The organism is Actinoplanes awajinensis subsp. mycoplanecinus (assembly GCF_001509495.1).
Classification (GTDB): domain Bacteria; phylum Actinomycetota; class Actinomycetes; order Mycobacteriales; family Micromonosporaceae; genus Actinoplanes; species Actinoplanes palleronii.
This window is the reverse complement of record NZ_LLZH01000211.1, coordinates 14860-33359: the sequence shown is the minus strand read 5'-3', so window position 1 is coordinate 33359 and position 18500 is coordinate 14860. Positions and strand designations below refer to the sequence as shown.

19 protein-coding genes and 1 pseudogene are annotated in these 18500 nt (G+C 71.4%); 14 read left to right on the top strand and 6 right to left on the bottom strand.

What is annotated here, in order from left to right; all coding sequences use genetic code 11:
• Positions 1-131: 131 nt before the first annotated feature.
• The 3 genes from ADL15_RS21795 to ADL15_RS21785 all read right to left on the bottom strand — a co-directional run bounded on the left by ADL15_RS21795 (position 132) and on the right by ADL15_RS21785 (position 3745).
• A complete protein-coding gene (locus tag ADL15_RS21795; protein ID WP_083971549.1) occupies positions 132-1196 on the bottom strand; it encodes a 3-deoxy-7-phosphoheptulonate synthase in 1065 nt (354 codons plus the stop codon).
• 198 nt (positions 1197-1394) lie between these two features.
• On the bottom strand, positions 1395-3005 hold the full coding sequence (locus tag ADL15_RS21790) for a sensor histidine kinase (RefSeq protein ID WP_067694150.1): 1611 nt from the start codon (positions 3003-3005) through the stop codon (positions 1395-1397).
• Positions 3006-3007: 2 nt separating this feature from the next.
• A complete protein-coding gene (locus tag ADL15_RS21785) occupies positions 3008-3745 on the bottom strand; it encodes a response regulator transcription factor (protein ID WP_067694147.1) in 738 nt (245 codons plus the stop codon).
• Between the two features lie 139 nt (positions 3746-3884).
• Here ADL15_RS21785 and ADL15_RS21780 point away from each other — a divergent pair, with 139 nt between their 5' ends.
• From ADL15_RS21780 to ADL15_RS21770, 3 genes are all read left to right on the top strand, one after another.
• The gene (locus ADL15_RS21780) at positions 3885-4115 is read left to right on the top strand and encodes a hypothetical protein (protein ID WP_157441514.1); all 231 of its coding nucleotides are present in this window, start codon (positions 3885-3887) and stop codon (positions 4113-4115) included.
• Positions 4116-4205: 90 nt separating this feature from the next.
• A complete protein-coding gene (locus tag ADL15_RS21775; RefSeq protein WP_067694141.1) occupies positions 4206-4577 on the top strand; it encodes a tetratricopeptide repeat protein in 372 nt (123 codons plus the stop codon).
• 9 nt (positions 4578-4586) lie between these two features.
• Positions 4587-4871, top strand: a complete 285-nt coding sequence (locus ADL15_RS21770; protein WP_067694138.1) for a Smr/MutS family protein — start codon at positions 4587-4589, stop codon at positions 4869-4871.
• Positions 4872-4878: 7 nt separating this feature from the next.
• Here ADL15_RS21770 and ADL15_RS21765 read toward each other — a convergent pair whose 3' ends face one another.
• Entirely contained in the window at positions 4879-7230 is a 2352-nt protein-coding gene (locus ADL15_RS21765) for a M28 family peptidase (protein ID WP_083971547.1), read from the bottom strand.
• A 76-nt stretch (positions 7231-7306) separates the two neighbouring features.
• On the opposite strand from ADL15_RS21765, the gene ADL15_RS21760 reads away from it, so the two are divergent.
• From ADL15_RS21760 to ADL15_RS56860, 3 genes and pseudogenes are all read left to right on the top strand, one after another.
• Positions 7307-7663 (top strand): hypothetical protein, encoded by a 357-nt coding sequence (locus ADL15_RS21760; RefSeq protein ID WP_067694133.1) that lies wholly within the window; start codon positions 7307-7309, stop codon positions 7661-7663.
• 92 nt (positions 7664-7755) lie between these two features.
• Positions 7756-8958, top strand: coding sequence for a PP2C family protein-serine/threonine phosphatase (locus ADL15_RS21755; RefSeq protein ID WP_067694130.1), 1203 nt, complete (start codon positions 7756-7758; stop codon positions 8956-8958).
• A gap of 155 nt (positions 8959-9113) precedes the next feature.
• Positions 9114-9680, top strand: a pseudogene (locus ADL15_RS56860) (CHASE3 domain-containing protein); the annotation flags it as partial.
• 6 nt (positions 9681-9686) lie between these two features.
• Here ADL15_RS56860 and ADL15_RS55480 read toward each other — a convergent pair.
• On the bottom strand, positions 9687-9872 hold the full coding sequence (locus ADL15_RS55480) for a hypothetical protein (RefSeq protein ID WP_232344271.1): 186 nt from the start codon (positions 9870-9872) through the stop codon (positions 9687-9689).
• A gap of 76 nt (positions 9873-9948) precedes the next feature.
• Between ADL15_RS55480 and ADL15_RS55475 the strand changes: the two genes are divergently transcribed.
• The 8 genes from ADL15_RS55475 to ADL15_RS21715 all read left to right on the top strand — a co-directional run bounded on the left by ADL15_RS55475 (position 9949) and on the right by ADL15_RS21715 (position 17991).
• Positions 9949-10509, top strand: coding sequence for a sensor histidine kinase (locus tag ADL15_RS55475; protein ID WP_232344270.1), 561 nt, complete (start codon positions 9949-9951; stop codon positions 10507-10509).
• Positions 10506-10958: a response regulator gene (locus ADL15_RS21745; protein WP_067694127.1), complete on the top strand. Its 453-nt coding sequence runs from the start codon at positions 10506-10508 to the stop codon at positions 10956-10958. The genes ADL15_RS55475 and ADL15_RS21745 overlap by 4 nt, the downstream gene beginning before the upstream one ends.
• Positions 10951-11769, top strand: coding sequence for an inositol monophosphatase family protein (locus ADL15_RS21740; RefSeq protein WP_067694124.1), 819 nt, complete (start codon positions 10951-10953; stop codon positions 11767-11769). Before ADL15_RS21745 ends, ADL15_RS21740 begins: the two co-directional genes overlap by 8 nt.
• Before the next feature lie 68 nt (positions 11770-11837).
• Complete coding sequence (locus tag ADL15_RS21735) at positions 11838-12611, top strand: SDR family NAD(P)-dependent oxidoreductase (protein WP_067694122.1); 774 nt, start codon at positions 11838-11840, stop codon at positions 12609-12611.
• A gap of 64 nt (positions 12612-12675) precedes the next feature.
• Complete coding sequence (locus ADL15_RS21730) at positions 12676-13686, top strand: coiled-coil domain-containing protein (RefSeq protein ID WP_157441513.1); 1011 nt, start codon at positions 12676-12678, stop codon at positions 13684-13686.
• 18 nt (positions 13687-13704) lie between these two features.
• Positions 13705-15219: a fused MFS/spermidine synthase gene (locus tag ADL15_RS21725; RefSeq protein WP_067694119.1), complete on the top strand. Its 1515-nt coding sequence runs from the start codon at positions 13705-13707 to the stop codon at positions 15217-15219.
• Positions 15220-15356: 137 nt separating this feature from the next.
• Positions 15357-17153, top strand: coding sequence for a serine/threonine-protein kinase (locus ADL15_RS21720; RefSeq protein ID WP_067694116.1), 1797 nt, complete (start codon positions 15357-15359; stop codon positions 17151-17153).
• A gap of 112 nt (positions 17154-17265) precedes the next feature.
• Positions 17266-17991, top strand: a complete 726-nt coding sequence (locus ADL15_RS21715) for an SDR family NAD(P)-dependent oxidoreductase (RefSeq protein ID WP_067694113.1) — start codon at positions 17266-17268, stop codon at positions 17989-17991.
• A gap of 5 nt (positions 17992-17996) precedes the next feature.
• On the opposite strand, the gene ADL15_RS21710 is transcribed toward ADL15_RS21715, so the two are convergent.
• Positions 17997-18395, bottom strand: coding sequence for a hypothetical protein (locus tag ADL15_RS21710; protein WP_067694110.1), 399 nt, complete (start codon positions 18393-18395; stop codon positions 17997-17999).
• Positions 18396-18500 lie beyond the last annotated feature (105 nt).

Here is an 18500-nt window from a genome sequence, read left to right as displayed (position 1 = left end):
CGCCGCCGACTTCGAGGTCATCGAGGTACTCCCAGAGCTGGCGGATTCGTACCTGATGAACTATTTACACCGCCGCTGTCGCGTCCTTGTGCCGCCGCTGTGTGGTCCCTGTGAGTACCGCGTCCTGCGGGTTACAGCGTGCGGCGCTTGGCGGACGCCGCGGCCAGCCGCTCCAGCACCGACACCGTGTTGTCCCAGCCCATGCACGCGTCGGTGACCGACTGGCCGTAGGTCATCTCGGCGCCCAGCTCCTGCCGGCCCGGCACCAGGAAACTCTCCAGCATCACGCCGCTGATGGCGTGCTGCCCGGCCTCCATCTGCGCGGCGATGTCCTCGGCGACAAGCGGCTGCCGGTTGTGGTCCTTGCTGCTGTTGCCGTGCGAGCAGTCGATCACCAGGCGCTCCGGCAGGCCGCCCTTGCGCAGCAGCGCGATCGAGGCCTCGACGTCGGCGGCGCTGTAGTTCGGCTTGCCGCCCCCGCCGCGCAGCACCAGGTGACAGTCCGGGTTGCCGGTGGTGTGCAGGATCGCCGGGGTGCCGGAGTAGTCGATCCCCGGGAAGACGTGCTGCGCCGCGGCGGCCTGGATCGCGTCGACGGCGGTGGAGACGCTGCCGTCCGGGCGGTTCTTCATGCCGATCGGCATCGACAGGCCGGACGAGAGCTGGCGGTGCACCTGCGACTCGACGGTCCGGGCGCCGATCGCACCCCAGGCCACGGTGTCCGCGATGTACTGCGGGGTGATCGGGTCGAGGAACTCGACGGCCACCGGCAGACCCCGGTCGACCACCTCGAGCAGCAGCTTGCGGGCGATCCGCAGGCCCTCGCCGACGTCACCGGTGCCGTCCAGGGCCGGGTCCATGATCAGACCCTTCCAGCCGACCGTGGAGCGCGGCTTCTCGAAGTACACCCGCATCACGATCAGCAGGTCCTCGCTGAGCCGTTCGGCCTCGACCTTCAACAGGTCGGCGTACTCACCGGCGGCGGCGGGGTCGTGCACCGAGCACGGCCCGACCACGACCAGCAGGCGTTTATCTCGTCCGTTCAGCACGTCCTCGACCTGCCTGCGGCCGGCCAGCACGGTGTCGTGCAACGCGGAGGTGAGCGGCAGCTCGTGGTGCAGCAGCGCCGGGCTCATCAGCGGGACGACCTTCTCGATGCGCTGGTCGCGGACGCGCTGCACCTCAGGGGCGGTCATGATGGCTCTCCTTCTCAACCGGCCCTGCGCGAGAGCCGGTTTGCTCGAGGCAAACAAAAAGGCAGCGACGTCGTCGCTGCCTTGCCGGCTCTGGCGGGGTGTCTCAGGTCATGCGGTCATGGCCGAGGCACCGGCGCGAGCCGGCCCCGTAAACCAATAGAACGCCCAAGTCTGAGACACGCCGCCAGCATAGCCGGATCAGCCCACCCGCGGCAGATATGGCGTGTGATGTTCAGCTGATGGGACGACCTGCGGCACGGTGGCCGGCAGCATCACCGTGAAGATCGTCTGTCCGGGCCGGCTCTGCACGCCGACCTTGCCGCCGTGCGAGGTGACCACCGCGTGCACGATCGACAACCCCAGGCCGGTGCTGCCGGCCGCCCGCGATCGTGAGCTGTCGCCACGGGCGAAGCGCTCGAAGATGTGCGGCACGAGTTCGGCCTGGATGCCCTGACCGTTGTCGATCACCTGGAGCACTGCCGCGTTCGGCATCGTGCCGACCTTGACGGTGACCGTGGTGCCTTCCGGGGTGTGCGTGCGCGCGTTGGCCAGCAGGTTCGCCAGCACCTGGTGCAGCCGGGCGCCGTCGCCGATCACGGTGACCGGTTCGTCCGGCAGGTCGAGCTGCCAGTAGTGGCGCGGGGCGGTGGCGTGCGCGTCGCTGGTGGCGTCCACGGCCAGCATGGTCAGGTCGACCGGGTCCTGCGCCAGCGGGCGACCGGCGTCCAGGCGGGCCAGCAGCAGCAGGTCCTCGACCAGGGTGGTCATCCGCTTCGCCTCGGACTCGACCCGGCCCAGCACGTGGGCCAGCTCGTCCGGGATCGGCTGCCGGCTGCGCCGGGTCAGCTCGGCGTACCCACGGATAGCCGCCAGGGGCGTCCGCAGCTCGTGGCTGGCGTCCGCGACGAACTGCCGGACCTGCATCTCGCTGGCGTGCCGCGCCTCGAGCGCGTTGCCGACGTGGTCGAGCATCCGGTTCAGCGCGGCGCCGACCTGGCCGACCTCGGTGCGCGGGTCGGTGTCCTGCGCGGGCACCCGCTGCGCGAGTTGCACCTCGCCGCGGTCCAGGCGCAGCTCAGCGACCCGGCTCGCGGTGGCCGCGACCCGATCGAGAGGCTTGAGGGTACGACGGACGATGAGCGCACCGGCCCACCCCGCGATCAGCAGCGACCCGAGGATGACGCAGCCGGTGAAGCCGGCGACCTTGATGAGCGTGTCGTTGGCATCGGAGAGCGGCAGCGCCACGACCGTGTAACCGTTGCTCTGACTGCTGCCCGGCTGCCCGGAGTGTGTCTTGAAGAGCGTGACCCGGTAGTTGCCGCGGTCCCCGACGGCGACGGTCTTCTTGTCGCCGTTCGCTCCGGCGGAGAGCAGTGTCGCCTTCTCCGAGTCCGTCAGCGGCTCGAAGTAACCGGAGTAGCGATTGTTCGTGGTGGTCGTCGTCGAGGGGTCGCGATACTGCAGCAGGCCGCCGTCCTGCTGGACCATCGACGAGTCGTAATAGAGGAAGATCCACTTGGCTTCCGCGCCCGGTGGCACGTTCACGCTGTTGTCCTGGCTCGGGTCAGGATTCTTCAGTCCGCCCGGACCACCACCGAAGCCCCTGCTCAGCTTCTGGACCTCGTCCAGCCGATCGTCGATCTGGCTGTAGAGCGACTGCTTCAGGTAGAGCTCGGCGGTGCCGCCGACGACCAGGCCCAGGACCGCCAGCAGGGCGATCATGGTGGCGACCAGCCGGGTGCGCAGCGGCCAGCCCGCCGGGCTGCGCCAGCGGGCGGGACGGGTGTGGGCCCTGTCGGCAGCGCTCATCGTCAGTCAGCCGGCTTGAGGACGTAACCGGCGCCGCGCATCGTGTGGATCATCGGCGTGCGCCCGGCGTCGATCTTCTTGCGCAGGTAAGAGATGTACAGCTCCACGACGTTGGCTTGCCCGCCGAAGTCGTAGTTCCACACCCGGTCCAGGATCTGCGGCTTGCTCAGCACCCGGCGCGGGTTGCGCATGAGATAACGCAGCAGCTCGAACTCGGTCGCGGTCAGCGTGATCAGGTCACCGGCCCGGCGCACCTCGTGCGAGTCCTCGTCCAGCGAGAGGTCCCCGACGACGAGCTGCGACTCGGTACGCATCGGCGCGTGCCCCATCCGGCGCATCAGCCCGCGCAGCCGGGCCACCACCTCCTCCAGGCTGAACGGCTTGGTGACGTAGTCGTCGCCACCCGCGGTCAGCCCGGTGATCCGGTCCTCGACCGAGTCCTTCGCGGTCAGGAACAGCACCGGCACCTCGGGGGACTCCCCGCGCAGCCGGCGCAGCACCTCCAGCCCGTCGATGTCCGGCAGCATCATGTCCAGGATGACGGCGTCCGGGCGGAAGTCCCGGGCCGTACGCACCGCGGAGAGCCCGTCGCCGGCGCTCCGGACGTCCCAGCCCTCATACCGCAGGGCCATCGAGAGGAGCTCGGCCAGCGTCGGCTCGTCGTCCACCACGAGGACCCGCACCGGGGTCCCGTCGGGCCGCCGGAGTTCGGTGCTGGAGTCTGCGTTCGCCATCGTCATGCCCCTACTGTGGTGGGCGACGCTCTGCGCCGGCTTTCCGTTTCCTGTGTACCAGCTGTGACCCTGGCGCACAGAGAGGTCACGCTGATCGCACAGCGGGCTGACATCGTGCGCCGTCATGGTCTTCGGCATGACGGTTATGACGATTGAGGCAATCGGCGGCAGCACCCGATCGGCAACCTGGCGCTGGCGGGCGGGCGTGACCGCGGTGGCCGCCGCCCTCGCGGTGACCACGGTGTTCGGCCCCGCGGCGCCGGCCGTGACCCGGCTGGGCGCGAGTGAGGCGATCGGCTTCGCGGTGGACTCGATGACCGGTTCGGTGATGCTGACCGGGGCGGCCGACCAGATCAGGCGGACAAAAGCCGTATAGCGCCACGGTGTGGCCCCGGAACACTCGCCGTTCGCGCGATGTTGTGCAAGCGTTGGTCATTGTCGGCGGCGCAAGCGTGGGGAGCTGCACGTGGATCTTCTCGAGGAGTACCGCAGAGCCAATTTCTTCTTCGAGTCCGGTGACCCGCTCGGGGCGTCCCGGTTGCTCGAACCGATCATCGAGGCGGAGCCGCACAATTCGGCGGTCCGTCAGCTGCTCGCCCGGGCCTATTTCAACTCGGCCCAGCTGAACGCGGCGGAGACCCACCTGCGAGCCCTGGTCGACCACGACCCCTCGGATCACTACGCGCACCACGTGCTGGGCCGCACCCTGGAGCGGGCCGGCCGGTTCCGCGAGGCGTTACCGCACCTGCGCCTGGCTGCCGCGATGAAGCAGCAGCCGGATTACCAGGAGGCGGTCCGCCGGGTCGAGACCTGGCTCGGCAAGTCCGCCGCGGAATAGGGTCGTGCCATGAAATTGAAGCTCGACCTGCACGACATCTTCAACAAGGGCCAGCAGATCGACAAAGCCCTGCGGGGGATCATCGACGAGGCGATCGACAAGAAGGCCGCCATGGTCGAGATCATCCCGGGGAAGGGAACCGGCGCCTTGAAGAAGAAGGTGATCCGTTTCCTCGACCAGAAGGAGATCAAGCAGCTCTACCACCGGATCGAGAAGGACGGCGACAACTGGGGTCGCCTCTTCGTGCACTTCCGGCACGACGCCCCGACCGGCCGTCGCGGCCGGGGCAGATGAGGGTCGGTCAGAAGCTGTAGGTCTTGGCGACGGCGACCATCTCGCTGCTGTGCGAGCCGAGGACGCCGACGCCGGACGGTCGCGCGTGGAAACCGGGCATCTCGGTGACGTTGTCGCTGGCGTCCATCGCCCGCAGCTTCACCGGCCCGGTGCCGCGGACCGTGAGCACCACCTCGACGCCCTCGGCCGGCGGGGCGTGGAAGACGAAACCGAAGCCCCAGCCACCACCGGCCGACGTGGTCACCGGCAGCGGCCGGCCACCCACCGTCGCGGCGCTGACCTCGGTTCCCGCGGCCACGTGCAGGGTGACGAACCGGACCGTCCGCTGCGGGGCCAGGCGGAGCGTGAGCACCCGGCCGCCCGCCGCCGCGGTGTCCGAGACCAGGGTGAGGTTCGGCACGGGCAGGGTGGCGGCCTGAGCCGGCCCGGTCCGCAACTCCTCGGCGCCGAACGCCGGCAGGATCCCGGCCACCGGCTTCGGGTCGCCGGCGACGTACTGCGAGGTCCACTTCTGGGTGTCCGTCTCGGCGCTGAGCCACTCCGCCGTGCCGGTGTCCGCGTCCAGCGCGTACATCAGCTGGGTGAGCGCCGGGTGCTTCGCGTCGAACCGGTCCACCACCAGGCCGGCCGCCGTGCAGGCCAGCACCGCGAGCGAGGCGACCAGGGTGGGCAGCGCGCCGCGGCGACGGGCGCGGGCCGCGGGCAGCCCCTGCACCGGTTCGGCGGACGGGTGGATCAGGTCGACGACCGGCAGCAGTGCCAGCATCATCAGCACGGTCAGGAACGCGCCGGCGGCGCCCAGTCCCATGCCCAGCGCCGGGAACAGCATGACCACGGTGGGCAGCAGGATCACGACCGCGACCAGGGCGCCGACGGTGATCACCGCGGTGGCCGCCCCGTCGCGCAGGTAGAGAGCCGCGATCCCGGCCAGCGCACCGGCCAGCGCGGGCAGGGTGGCCAGGTAGGCGCCGCCCGGAACGGCCGCGGCCAGCACCACGCCGAGCACCGCGAGCCAGCCCAGCCCCGCGACGGCGAGCGCGGCCGCACCGAGCTTGCGGCGCAACAGCGCGAACCAGCACACCACCACGGCCACCGCCAGCGCGATCACCGCGATCCGGTACAGGCCGGGGCGGTACGGGTCGATCGGCAGCGCCGCGTACTCCGGCCGGATCAGGGTGAGCACGGTCCAGTACAGCTGGGCCAGCACCGGCGCGACGGCGATCGGGGCCAGCCCGAGCGCGCCGGCCAGCGCCAGCCGCCGCCCGGTCAGCCGGCCCTTCCGGCGGGCCAGCCAGCCCAGCGCCACCACCGCGATCAGGGCCAGCCCGGCCAGCGGCCAGACCAGCGCGCCCGGGTACCGGACCAGCAGGCCGGGCACCGGGAAGTAGGTGGCGTCCCCGCCGCCGCGCAGCGTGCTCAGGTCCCGGCCGCCCAGCTCGCGGGTGACGGCCAGCGCGTTCGACCCGTGGTGCTGGAGGCTGTCGCGGTCCATCGCCTCGGGGGTGTCGGTGGGCGCGTGGTATACCGCCGCGCCGTCGATGTACGCCGAGTTCAGGCCGAGGAAGCCGGCCTCCCGGAACGAGGTGAAGTCGGTGTCGTTGGGCAGCCGGCGGTAGATCTCCACCGCGAACGACGTGCCGACCGGGTACGGCGCGTGCGCATACGCCCCGACCAGGTTCGCGTTCCCGGTCGAGGTCTCGAACATGATCGCCGGGCCGGAGCTGCCGCGCGCCTCCAGGTTGAGCACCACGCCGCCGTCGCGGGCCAGCGGGTGCTGCCGGACGAACGCCTCGGCACCGCACAGGCAGGCCTCCTCGGCGTCGGTCAGCACCAGCACCACGTCGTTGCGCAGTCTGCCGCCGCTGGTCAGCGCGCGGGCGGTCTCCAGGACGGTGGAGGTGCCGGCCGCGTCGTCGTTGCCGCCCGGCCCGGTCTGCGCCGAGTCGTAGTGCGCGACCAGGAAGATCCGCCCGGTCGAGGCGCTGCCCGGGATCAGGGTGACCACGTTGCGGACCCGGGCCAGGCCGGTGCCGCCCGCGCTGGCGGAGAGCTGGCCGCCCTGCGTCGAGACGGTGTCCTGCACCTCGGGGCTCAGGCCCAGGCCGCGCAGGGTCTCGACGAGGTGCTCGCGCACGCGGTCGTTCGCCGCGCTGCCGGCCGGGTGCGGGGCGGCGGCGATCGTACGTACCTCGGAAAAAGCACGCTGGGCGCTGAACTCGTCGGCGGGCGCCGAGGCCGGGATCGCCGGAGGCGGCAGGATCGAGCGGACCGCGGCGAAGCCCGCCAGGGCGAGTACCGCGAGGACGGCCAGTGCGGCGAAGCCGCGCCGAGCCGGCCGGATGAGAGCAGCGTCACGCATGGGTGACATCTAAGCCTGGTGGTCCGGCCGCCGGGTACCCGGTAGATCAATTGTTGCGTGCAATAGCGTTGTACGGGTGACTGCCTCGCTCGACCCGGCCGCTGTCATCGCGGAGTTCATCGACGCGGTGGCGCCATACGACCCGCATCCGGACGCCCCGCCGGTGGCGCTGATCGGGCTGCGCACCGCTCTGGGTGATGAGATGTTCACCATGAGCGACCATTTGATCCGCGCGATGTGCCGTGCCCTGGCGTCCTATCGCGACCCGCAGGACCGCGGCGAGTGCGTCGAGTGTGGCGGTCGCCACCTGGATGAGAACCTGCACTGCCGGGACTGCGGGCGGTTGCACGGCATCCTTGGCCAGGTGATCGCTGATCATGCCCGCCGGGTGGCCGCGTCCGGGGATGGCAGCGCTCCCAGCGAGCCGGTGTGAAGCCAGGTCACGAGCTGGTGACCGGTGTTGTGCCGCGGGTCCCGGTGGTACACGATTTCCCGGTCACCTCAACGTCGAGTGGGGATTCTTCGATGATGGATCGTTCGCTCGCCTCCAGCACGTATGCGCTGAACCAGCAGCAGCTGGAGCATCTGCGCATCCTGCTCGTCGAGGACGACGAGGGCGATGCCTTCCTGGTCCGCGAGCTGCTCACCGAGGCGTCCGCGCCGTTCGAGCTGACCGTCGCCACCACGTTGCGTGAGGCCCGGGCGTTGATCGGCGGCGCCGAGTGCGTGCTGCTCGACCTCGGGCTGCCGGACGCCGAGGGCATCGACGGGCTCCGCAAGCTGCTCGCCGTGGCCGGCAGCGCCGCGGTCTGCGTGCTCACCGGCCGCTCCGACGAGCACCTGGGTGTCCAGGCGGTCGCCGAGGGCGCCCAGGACTATCTGGTCAAGGGCCAGGTCGACGGCGTCTGGCTGGTCCGCGCGCTGCGGTACGCGGTCGAGCGCAAGCGGGCCGACGAGAACGCCCGGCGGCTGCGCGAGATCGAGCTGCGCCAGGACGAGTCGGCCCGGCTGGAACGCGGCCTGCTGCCCAAGCCGCTGATGAAGACCACCGAGGTGGCGGTCGAGACGTTCTACCGCTCCGGGCGGGCGGCCGGCCTGCTCGGCGGCGACTTCTTCGACGTGGTGCAGATCGGCGAGGACCGGCTGCACGTGATCGTCGGCGACGTCTGCGGCCACGGGGTGGACGAGGCCGCGCTCGGTGTCGAGCTCCGGGTCGCCTGGCGCGCGCTGGTGCTCGCCGGGGTGCCCGAGGAGCAGGTGCTCGCGTCGCTGGAGCAGGTGCTGATGTCCGAACGGCGGGCCCGGGAGGTGTTCGCCACGGTCGCCTCGGCGGTGATCGACCTGCCCGGCAACCGCGCGACGGTACGCCTGGCCGGCCACCCGCCGCCGGTCGTCCTCTCCGGCGGCCGGGCCGCGCCGGTGCACGCGCGTACCGGCATCGTGCTCGGGGTACGTCCTACGCCTACCCCCGCTACGGAGCTGGAGTTCACCGGCGATGACTGGTCCCTGCTGATGTACACCGACGGATTGATCGAGGGGCGCATCGGCGCCGGTGAGGAACGCCTGGACGTGGACGGGCTCTGCAAGCTGCTGGACGACCCGGACGCGCGTCAGGTGCCGCTGCCCGGGCTGCCGGCCTGGCTGGTGGCCCGCGCCGACCAGGACAACGGCGGCCCGCTCACCGACGACGTGGCGATGCTGCTGATCTCCCGGGGCGCCGGACGGTGAGCGTGCTCAGCGTGCAGTCGTGGACTCTCCGCGGCCGGATCCTCGCGCTCACCTCGACCGTCGGCCTGATCCTGATCGGTCTCGGGGTGTTCGCCGCGATCACCGCGACGGCGCACAACCGGCAGCTCGACGACGTGCTGAACCGGGTGAGCCCGATGCGGGCCGCCGGCGAGACGCTGAACACCGCGCTCGTCGACCAGGAGACCGGCATCCGCGGTTACGCGATCACCGGGCGCGACGCGAGCCTCGATCCGTACCGGAAAGGTCTTGCCGACCAGAACGCCCAGATCGCCCGGATCGAGGGTTATCTGCACCCGGAGGACCGGGACATCCGGGCCACCCTGAACGACGTGAAGGCGCGGATCGTCACCTGGCACCGGGACGTGGCCCAGCCGGTCATCGACGCGGTCCGGGACGGCGGCACCGACGCCGGCCAGGCCCGGGTGACGGCCGGTGACACCACCGAGTTCGACGGGCTGCGCTCCGCGATCGGCGTGATGCAGAACCAGATCCAGGTGGTGCGGGCCCGCAGCGCGAACGAGGCCAAGGCCTCCAGCCAGACCATGGTGGCCATCGAGATCGCCGCGGCGGCGATCGTGGTGCTGGCCGGCGTGATCCTGCTGTTCCTGATGGACCGCCTGGTCAGCCGGCCGATCGTGCACCTCGCCGACGAGGTCCGGCAGGTGGCCTCCGGCGACTACGAACGGCACATCGTCAGCCCGAACGGCTCACCGGAGCTGGTCGGGCTGGCCACCGACGTCGACCGGATGCGCCAGCAGATCGCCTCCGAGCTCTCCGAGGTGCGCGGCGCCCGCCAGCAGGTCGAGTGGATCAACGACCAGCTGAAGAGCCAGGCCGAGGAGCTGACCCGGTCCAACCGGGATCTCGAGCAGTTCGCCTACGTCGCCTCGCACGACCTGCAGGAGCCGCTGCGCAAGGGACGAGCGCGCCGACCAGTACATCGGGTTCGCGGTCGACGGCGCCCAGCGGATGCAGCGCCTGATCAACGACCTGCTGGCGTTCTCCCGGATCGGCCGGCTCACCAGCGGCTTCACCGAGGTCGACCTGAACCGGGTGCTGACCGACGTGACCTCGCAGCTGGAAGGCCGGACCGAGGACGGCGCCGAGATCATCTGGTCCGGCCTGCCCACTGTGGAGGGCGAAGACCCGCTGATCACCACGCTCTTCGTCAACCTGGTCGGCAACGCGCTGAAGTTCCGCCGCCCGGACGTGCCGTCCGAGGTGCGGATCACCGCGGAGCGCGACGGCAAGGAGTGGCGGATCAACGTGCGCGACAACGGCATCGGGATCGAGGCCGAGTTCGCCGACAAGGTCTTCGTGATCTTCCAGCGGTTGCACGCCCGGGACGCGTACGAGGGGACCGGCATCGGACTGGCGATCGTCAAGAAGATCGTCGAATACCATGGCGGGCGGATCTGGCTCGATGTCGACGTCACCCCCGGTGCGTCGATCTGGTTCACGCTCCCCGCGGTGATCGGTCTCGACGAGTCGGGCGATGAGCAGGAAAGCCGAGAGGTGGTTGGCGCATGAGTGTCGAACGGGCGAATGGCACCCTGATCGAGGTCCTGTTGGTCGAGGACGACCCCGGTGACGTGCTGATGACGCAGGAGGCGTTCGAGGAGCACAAGGTCCGCAACCGGCTGAACGTCGTCTCCGACGGTGCCGAGGCGCTGGCCTACCTGCGCCGCGAGGGTCAGTACGCGGACGCGGTGCGCCCCGACCTGATCCTGCTCGACCTGAACCTGCCGCGCCGGGACGGCCGCGAGGTGCTCGCCGAGATCAAGAAGGACGAGCAGCTGGGCCGGATCCCGGTGGTCGTGCTGACCACCTCGGCGGCCGACGAGGACATCCTGCGCAGCTACGAGCTGCACGCGAACGCGTACGTGACGAAGCCGGTGGACTTCGATCGGTTCATCCAGGTGATCCGGCAGATCGACGAGTTCTTCGTCAGCGTCGTGAAGCTGCCGCCGCGTGCTTGAACAGGTGTCCGCCCTCATCCGTGAGGTCGCGCAGACCATCGTGCTGCCCCGCTTCCAGAAGCTGAGCGCGGACGAGGTGCACCAGAAGGCGCCCGGTGACATGGTCACCATCGCCGATCAGGAGTCCGAGCGGGCGCTGACCCGGGGCTTGACCGCGCTGCTGCCCGGTTCGGTGGTGGTCGGCGAGGAAGCCGTCGCGGCCGACCCCGCGGTGCGGGACCGGATCGGGGCCGGCGGTGCGGTGTGGATCGTCGACCCGGTCGACGGCACCAACAACTTCGCGGCCGGGCGCACGCCGTTCTGCGTGATGACCGCGCTGGTCCGGGACGGTGTCACGGTGGCGGCCTGGATCCTCGACGTGGTCGAGGACCGGATGACGCTCGCCGAGGCGGGCGCCGGGGCGTTCCGGGACGGGGTGCGGCTGAAGTCCCGCGCCGACGCGCCGGCCGCCGGGGAGCTGCACGGCGTGATCTCCCGCAAGTACCTCCCGGAGAACTACCGCGACCAGGTCGACGCGCACGCCGGCGGGCTCGGTGGCTACACCAACGGGAAGCACTGCGCCGGATACGAGTACCCGGCGATCGCCACCGACCTGCAGCAGTTCGGGATGTTCTGGCGGCTCTTCCCGTGGGACCACGCGCCCGGCTCGCTGATCGTGCAGGAGGCCGGCGGCGTCTCCCGGCTGCTGGACGGCACCGACTACCGGGCGGCGAACACCCGGCGGGGCCTGCTGGTCGCGGCGAACGAGGACATCTGGCAGACCGTGCACAGCACCCTCTTTCCGGACGGACCGCCCACGATCGAGGACTGACTCCGGGATGACGTGTCGGATCTCACACTCTGATCCGACTCGGTCACGCGAAGTTCTACCGTGCGGAGATGACCTCGTACCTCGATGAGCTCTTCGGGTTGGCCGGGCGGACCGCGGTGGTGACCGGCGGCAGTTCCGGGATCGGCCGCGACATCGCCTTGGCCCTGGGTCGTGCCGGAGCGCGGGTGGTGGTGCTCGCCCGCCGGCCGGGTCCGCTCGACGAGGTCGTCGCTGAGCTGCGGAAACACAGTGTCGAGGGCGGCGCGATCACCGCCGATCTCGCCGGCCGCGAGGCCGTCCGGGCCGCGATCAGTGAGATCATTTCCCGGTACGGCGAACCGGACATCCTGGTCAACTCGGCCGCCGTGAACCTGCGCCCGCCGCTCGGGGAGCTGGGTGAGGACGTCTGGGACCTCACCCTGGCGGCGAACCTGACCTCGCCGTTCCTTCTCGGGCAGGCGTTCGGCCCGGTGATGGCCCGGCGCGGCTGGGGCCGGATCATCAACATCGTCTCCCAGCAGGCGTTCCGCGCGTACGGCAACAGCGGCGCCTACGGAGCGGCCAAGGCCGGCCTGGTCGGACTGACCCGTTCGCAGGCCGAGGCCTGGTCGCCGCACGGGGTCTGCTGCAACGCGATCGCGCCCGGAGTGGTGCACACCCCGCTGACCGAGCCGGTCTTCGCCGATCCCACGAAAGTGGCGGCCCACGCGGCGCGCACCATGATCGGCCGCAACGGGGTGCCCGAAGATTTCGCCGGATGTGCCGTCTTTCTGGCAAGTGCCGCGAGCCAAGCGGTGACCGGGCAGACACTCTTCGTCGACGGTGGATATTCAGCGACCTGATCGATCTCCCTTACGCCAGGTCCGGCACGGTAAAGTACCCGCGCTCCCGACTTGGAGGTTTTCCGTGGCGGTCATCTCCCCGCGCCGGTGTACCGCCCTGCTCGCCCTTCTTGCGGCCGCGGTCATGGCTGTCCTCATCGTGCCCGGAACTCCGGCGTTCGCCGCCGACCCGGAGGGTGGGACGAAGAAGCTGCGGACCAACCTGGAAGCCGCCGCCAAGGGGTACGACCAGGCGAAGACGAAGCTGGCCGCCTCCAAGAAACGGCAGACCCAGCTCGCCGCCACGCTCAAGGCCGCGCAGACCCGTTCGGACAAGCTCACCTCCCGGGTCTCCGAGGTGGCGAACCGGTCGTACCAGATGGGCCGGATGAGCACGCTGGCGCTGCTGCTGAACAGCAACTCGCCGGACCGCTTCGTGGACCGGGTGCAGAGCCTCGACATGCTCGCCCAGGTGGACGGCGGCACGCTCGCCGACTACCGGGAGGACATCGACACCATCAAGAAGGCGCAGATCGGGCTGAACGCCGAGATCGGCGAGCAGAAGCGCCAGGTCTCGGTGATGGAGCGCAAGAAGAAGCAGGCCGAGTTGGCGCTCGCCGAGGTGGGCGGCGGATCGGCCGGCGGCTTCATCGACGCGTCCTCGCCGGCCGCCGAGCCCGCGCCGCGCAACTCCGACGGCTCCTGGCCGAAGGAGTCCTGCTCGATCAAGGACCCGACGTCGGACGGGTGCCTCACGCCGCGGACGCTGCACGCGTACGAGCAGGCCCGCGCGGACGGCTTCAAGCACTACACGGTGTGCTGGAGCCAGCGGTCGTCCGGCGAGCACCCGAAGGGGCGGGCCTGCGACTTCTCGTCCAACGCCACCACCTTCAAGACCTCGGCGGCGACCGGCAGCGACAAGGCCTACGGCGACCGCCTGGCCGCCTACTTCGTGAAGAACGCCGACCGCCTCGGCATCATGTACGTGATCTGGTACCGGCAGATCTGGATGCCGAGCACCGGCTGGCGGGCCTACAGCGCGACAGGTGACGCGGCCGCGGTGCACACCAACCACGTGCATCTCTCCATGCTCTGACCCGGTTAGCATCGCGCGATGGACATCGTCGCGCCGCCCCGAGCACTGCCGGCGGCTCTGGCCGCCGCCCTGGCCTTCGGCGCCAGCGGTGCCGTCCTGGTCCTGGAGATCGTCGCCCTGCGCCTGGTCGGGCCGTACGTCGGTGTCACCCTGCAGGTCAGCAGCTCGGTGATCGGCATCTCGCTGGCCGCCATCGCCTACGGCGCGTGGCTGGGCGGCCGCCTCGCCGACCAGTTCGACCCGCGGATCCTGCTGGCGCCGGCGTTGATCCTCGGCGCGATCGGCACCGCCGTGACCCTGCCGCTGGTCCGCTGGGGCGGTGAGCTGCTCCGCGGCGGCGCGGCGCCGGCCGTGCTCCTGCTCGCCGCGCTGGCCGTCTTCCTGCCCGCGTTCGTGCTCTCCGCGATCCCGCCGATGGTGGTGAAACTCCAGCTCAGCAACCTGCGCGAGGCCGGCACCGTGGTCGGCCGGCTGTCCAGCATCGGCACCCTCGGCGCGATCACCGCCACCCTCGGCACCGGGTTCGTGTTCGTCGCCGCGATGCCGAGCAGCGCGATCATCCTGAGCCTGGCGGTGCTGCTGGCACTCGGCGGCCTGGTGCTCGGCTGGTGGTTGCGCCGCGACGAGAACCACCCCGACCTGCCCGGCTCACCCCGCTTCCGGGCGGTGGCCGTCTCGATCGGACTGGTCGGCGCCGGTCTGGGCGCGACCGCGCCGACACCGTGCGACGTGGAGACCGCCTACCACTGCGCCCGGGTACAGACCGATCCTGATCGGCCAGGTGGTCGGTTGCTGCTGCTCAATGCGGCACCCCATTCGTACGTCGATCTGAACGACCCGCGGCACCTCGAGTTCGCCTACGTCCAGTGGATCGCCGCGGTGGCCGACGTCGTGCGCCCGGCCGGCGCCCCGATCGACGCCCTGCACATCGGCGGCGGCGGTTTCACCGTCCCGGGGTACCTGCGCGCCACCCGTCCCGGCAGCGAGCAGCTGGTCCTCGAGCTCGACGGCGAGCTGGTCGAGCTGGACAAGCGCGAACTCGGCCTGGTCACCGGCGCCGACCTGCGGGTCCGGGTCGGCGACGCCCGGGTCGGCGTGGCCGGGCGCCCGTCGGCCGGTTACGACCTGGTGGTCGGGGACGCCTTCGGTCACCAGGTGGTGCCGTGGCACCTGGCCACCCGGGAGATGGCCGCGGACATCTCCCGCACCCTGCGCGAGGACGGGATCTACGCCCAGAACGTGATCGACTACCCGCCGGACCGCTTGATCCGCGCCGAGCTGGCGACGGTCCAGGCGGCTTTCCGGTACGTCGCGGTGATCGCCCCGGCGGACGCCCTGGCCGGCGACGTCGGCTCGAACTTCGTGATCGTGGCGTCCCGGAGCCCGCTCCCGCTGGCCGCGCTCGGCACCCGGCTCGCCCAGGTGAAGGAGCCGGTCACGCTGCTCTCCGGTGCCGAGCTGGCCGGCTACGTCGGCGACGCCACGGTGCTCACCGACGACTACGCCCCGGTCGACCAGCTGCTGCCCGGCTGAGGTCCTCGGCCGGGCCCGGGCCTTTCTCGCGCGGCACGTTGGGCGATTTGGGCGTATTTGGGCGATCCGGGCAGGGAATCCGCACGGGTTTCGGAGTGCGGCACCGGAGGGTGAGCTGCGCGGGCGAGAATCGGCGCATGGGGCGTACGGAGCGAAACGGACACGAAGGACCGCTCCGTCTCGCCGGGCGCTACCGTCTCATCGAGAAGCTCGGCACCGGCGGGATGTCGGTCGTCTGGCGCGGCTACGACGAGACCCTGGGCCGTGAGGTCGCCGTCAAGGTGCTCGCGCCGCAGCTGGCCGAGGACCGGACGTCCCGCGACCGGCTCCGCCAGGAGGCGCTGGCCGCCGCCCGGCTCTGCCACCCGCACATCACCGGCGTCTACGACTTCGGCGAGGCACTGCTCTCCGACCACCTGACCGTCCCGTACGTGGTGATGGAGCTCAACGACGGCGAGTCGGTCGGCGCCCGGATCGGCCGGCAGGGCTCGCTGGACTGGCGCGAGGCCGTGATGCTCTGCGCCGAGGTCGCCTCCGCGCTGGCCACCGCGCACGCCCGGGGCGTCGTCCACCGTGACGTCACCCCGGCCAACGTGATGCTCACCGGCGCCGGCGCGAAGGTTGTCGACTTCGGCATCTCGGCCGTGGTCGGCCAGCGCGACGCCGGCCCGGACGGCAGCCTGCTCGGCACCCCCGCCTACCTCGCCCCGGAACGTCTCGGCGGCGCACCGGTCTCCCCGGCCACCGACGTGTACGCCCTCGGCCTGCTCCTCTACCGCGCGCTCACCGGCCGGATGCCCTGGCCCGCCGAGAGCACCGCCGAAGCCCTGCGCGCCCACCTCTACGCCGACCCCGCCCCGGTGCCGGACCTGCCCGGGATGCCGCCCGCGGTGGCCGACCTGTGCCTGCGCTGCCTGGCCAAGAACCCGGCGGACCGGCCCGGCTCGGCCGAGGTGGCCCGCGCCTTGGCCGCCACCGTCGGGGTACGCCCGATCATCCCGCCGCTGCGCCCGGGGGAGCAGCCCTCGGTACCGGCCGCCCGCGGTGTGGTGTCGCTGTCGGGTGCGCTGGACTCGCCGGTCTCCCCGGACGGCCGCAAGCTCCGGCTGGGCGGCACCCAGGCCCTCAAACTCCGCCTGCGCGTCGGTCTCAAGATCGGCGCGGCGTTGCGGATGGGTGGTGTGCGGCCGCTGGGCGGTGGCGTCTTCATCGGCGCCCGGATGCGGCGCGCCCGCGCGGCCGGCGCCTGGATGCGCCGCCCGGCCGGCGTCCGGAACCGGTTGTCCGCGATCACCGCCCTGGCCAGCGTGGTGCTGCTGGCCGGCAGCGCGGTGAACTGGTCGTCCCGGCGGGAACCCACCGAGGCCGACCAGTCCAGCGCCTCCGCGGCCGGACCGGCGCCGGGCCACGAGAACGTGAAACGGATCCGCTGCTCGGTCCGCTACCAGGTGCAACGCGACTCGGGCGGCTCCTTCCAGGCGCGACTGACCGTGCAGACCACGGCCGGGCCGGACGGCTGGCGGGTCGACTTCAGCTTCCCCGGCACCCAGCGGCTCGCCGCCGCGCCGAAGGCGGTCTCGCAGAGCGGCAAGCACGTCGTGGTGCACGGCAGCGGCAGCACCCGGAGCGTCACGCTGCGCGGCGGGTACCGCGACCGCAACCCGCTGCCGTTCGCCTTCGCCATCGACGGTCACCCGTGCCGGGTCGAGGTGCTGGGCAGCGTCACCGAGCCCGCACCGGTGGCCGACGACTCGGTGAGCGCCGCCTCGGCGAAGGAGGGCCCCGGGCCCGAGGAGACGGTCCGCAAGCGCAAGCGCGCACCGGCGCGATCCGGCGAGAACCCGCGCAAGCAGGTCACGCCACCGCCGGCCGGCCGCGCGACCGCGCCGCCACCGGCCAAGCAGCGCTCCGGCGGGTTCTCGCTCGCCCTCTGAGCCCCGCCACGCCGCGGTCCGGGCGCCCGCCGGGTCACGCCGCGAGCCGCGGTCTGGGTCGCGTCGGCAGGTCCGGGACACCGGCCGGTGACGCGTCGATAGGGTCGAGGCCATGACAAGACTGGCAGTGGTCACCGGTGGTGGCACGGGAATCGGCAGGTCGGTCGCCGGCATGCTGGCGGGCGAGGGCTACGACGTGATCATCGTGGGCCGCCGGCCCGAGGTGCTCGCCGACGCGGTGAAGTGGATCGGCCCGCAGGCCTCCCCGGTCACCGCCGACGTGTCCGACCCGGCGCAGATCCCCGCAGTGGTCGAGGCGGTGGCCGGCCGCCCGGTGGACGTCCTGGTCAACAACGCCGGCGCGTACCTCGCCGGTGACGAGAGCACGCTGGACGGGGTGGCCGCGCGCTGGCGGGCCAATCTCGACTCCAACGTGCTCACCGCGGTCCTGATGACCACCGCGCTGCTGCCGCTGCTCCGCCGGCCCGGCGGCAAGATCATCCTGACCAGCTCGATCGCGGCGCAGCGCGGCGGCGGCGGGCCCTACTCGGCGGCCAAGGCGGCCCTGCACGGATACGCCCTGGACCTCGCGGCCGGCCTCGGCGGCGAGGGGATCACGGCGAACGTGATCGCGCCCGGCTACGTCACCGACAGCGAGTTCTTCGACGGCCGGATGACACCCGAGGGCCATGCCTCCCGGGTGGCCGCCACGCTGGTCAAGCGGGCCGGTGAGCCGCAGGACATCGCCGAGGCGGTGCGCTGGCTGGCCGGTCCGGGCGGCGGGTTCGTCACCGGCCAGATCATCAACGTCAACGGTGGCTCGGTCCTCGGCCGCTGACCAGGTCACTCGCTCCCGCCGGTGAACCGGCCCTCACCGGGCCGGTTCGGCCGGAAGCGGAGACCGGACCAGCGCGCGTCGATCGCCACCTGACCGCACGGGCGCATGTCGAAATCGGCCACGATCGGCCACAGCGAGTCCCGGTTGATGTCCGCCTGGTTGCCCTTCGGGTAGGCGATCCAGAAGGCGGCCGGTTTGTCCAGGTCGGCGCGGTGCTCGGTGAGCTCCGTTCGTACGATGTCGGCGTTGTCGGCAAAGAGCACAGCGGTGCTGGCGGTGGCCAGGGTGCCGGTCTCCCGCACGCCCTCGGGCATCGGGGTGAGCAGCGGCAGACGGGCCGGCTGGTTGAGCCAGACCGTGGAGTTCGGCTTGATCAACAGCTTCTCGGCAATCGTTTTGCTCATGAGTCGAGACTTCCATTCAGGAGCGGATGAGGGTCGGATTTCCGGTCACCTCGGCAGCATGGCCCAGCGCCGGGCTTCCCGCCGTCGGCCTGTGGACAGCGGCGG

Excerpts from the sequence above, each read along its gene's own strand:
- ADL15_RS21795 (WP_083971549.1), bottom strand. The coding sequence starts at position 1,196 with ATGACCGCCCCTGAGGTGCAGCGCGTCCGCGACCAGCGCATCGAGAAG.
- ADL15_RS21790 (WP_067694150.1), bottom strand. The coding sequence starts at position 3,005 with ATGAGCGCTGCCGACAGGGCCCACACCCGTCCCGCCCGCTGGCGCAGC.
- ADL15_RS21785 (WP_067694147.1), bottom strand. The coding sequence starts at position 3,745 with ATGACGATGGCGAACGCAGACTCCAGCACCGAACTCCGGCGGCCCGAC.
- ADL15_RS21780 (WP_157441514.1), top strand. The coding sequence starts at position 3,885 with ATGACGATTGAGGCAATCGGCGGCAGCACCCGATCGGCAACCTGGCGC.
- ADL15_RS21770 (WP_067694138.1), top strand. The coding sequence starts at position 4,587 with ATGAAATTGAAGCTCGACCTGCACGACATCTTCAACAAGGGCCAGCAG.
- ADL15_RS21765 (WP_083971547.1), bottom strand. The coding sequence starts at position 7,230 with ATGCGTGACGCTGCTCTCATCCGGCCGGCTCGGCGCGGCTTCGCCGCA.
- ADL15_RS21755 (WP_067694130.1), top strand. The coding sequence starts at position 7,756 with ATGATGGATCGTTCGCTCGCCTCCAGCACGTATGCGCTGAACCAGCAG.
- ADL15_RS55475 (WP_232344270.1), top strand. The coding sequence starts at position 9,949 with ATGCAGCGCCTGATCAACGACCTGCTGGCGTTCTCCCGGATCGGCCGG.
- ADL15_RS21745 (WP_067694127.1), top strand. The coding sequence starts at position 10,506 with ATGAGTGTCGAACGGGCGAATGGCACCCTGATCGAGGTCCTGTTGGTC.
- ADL15_RS21735 (WP_067694122.1), top strand. The coding sequence starts at position 11,838 with ATGACCTCGTACCTCGATGAGCTCTTCGGGTTGGCCGGGCGGACCGCG.
- ADL15_RS21725 (WP_067694119.1), top strand. The coding sequence starts at position 13,705 with ATGGACATCGTCGCGCCGCCCCGAGCACTGCCGGCGGCTCTGGCCGCC.
- ADL15_RS21720 (WP_067694116.1), top strand. The coding sequence starts at position 15,357 with ATGGGGCGTACGGAGCGAAACGGACACGAAGGACCGCTCCGTCTCGCC.
- ADL15_RS21715 (WP_067694113.1), top strand. The coding sequence starts at position 17,266 with ATGACAAGACTGGCAGTGGTCACCGGTGGTGGCACGGGAATCGGCAGG.
- ADL15_RS21710 (WP_067694110.1), bottom strand. The coding sequence starts at position 18,395 with ATGAGCAAAACGATTGCCGAGAAGCTGTTGATCAAGCCGAACTCCACG.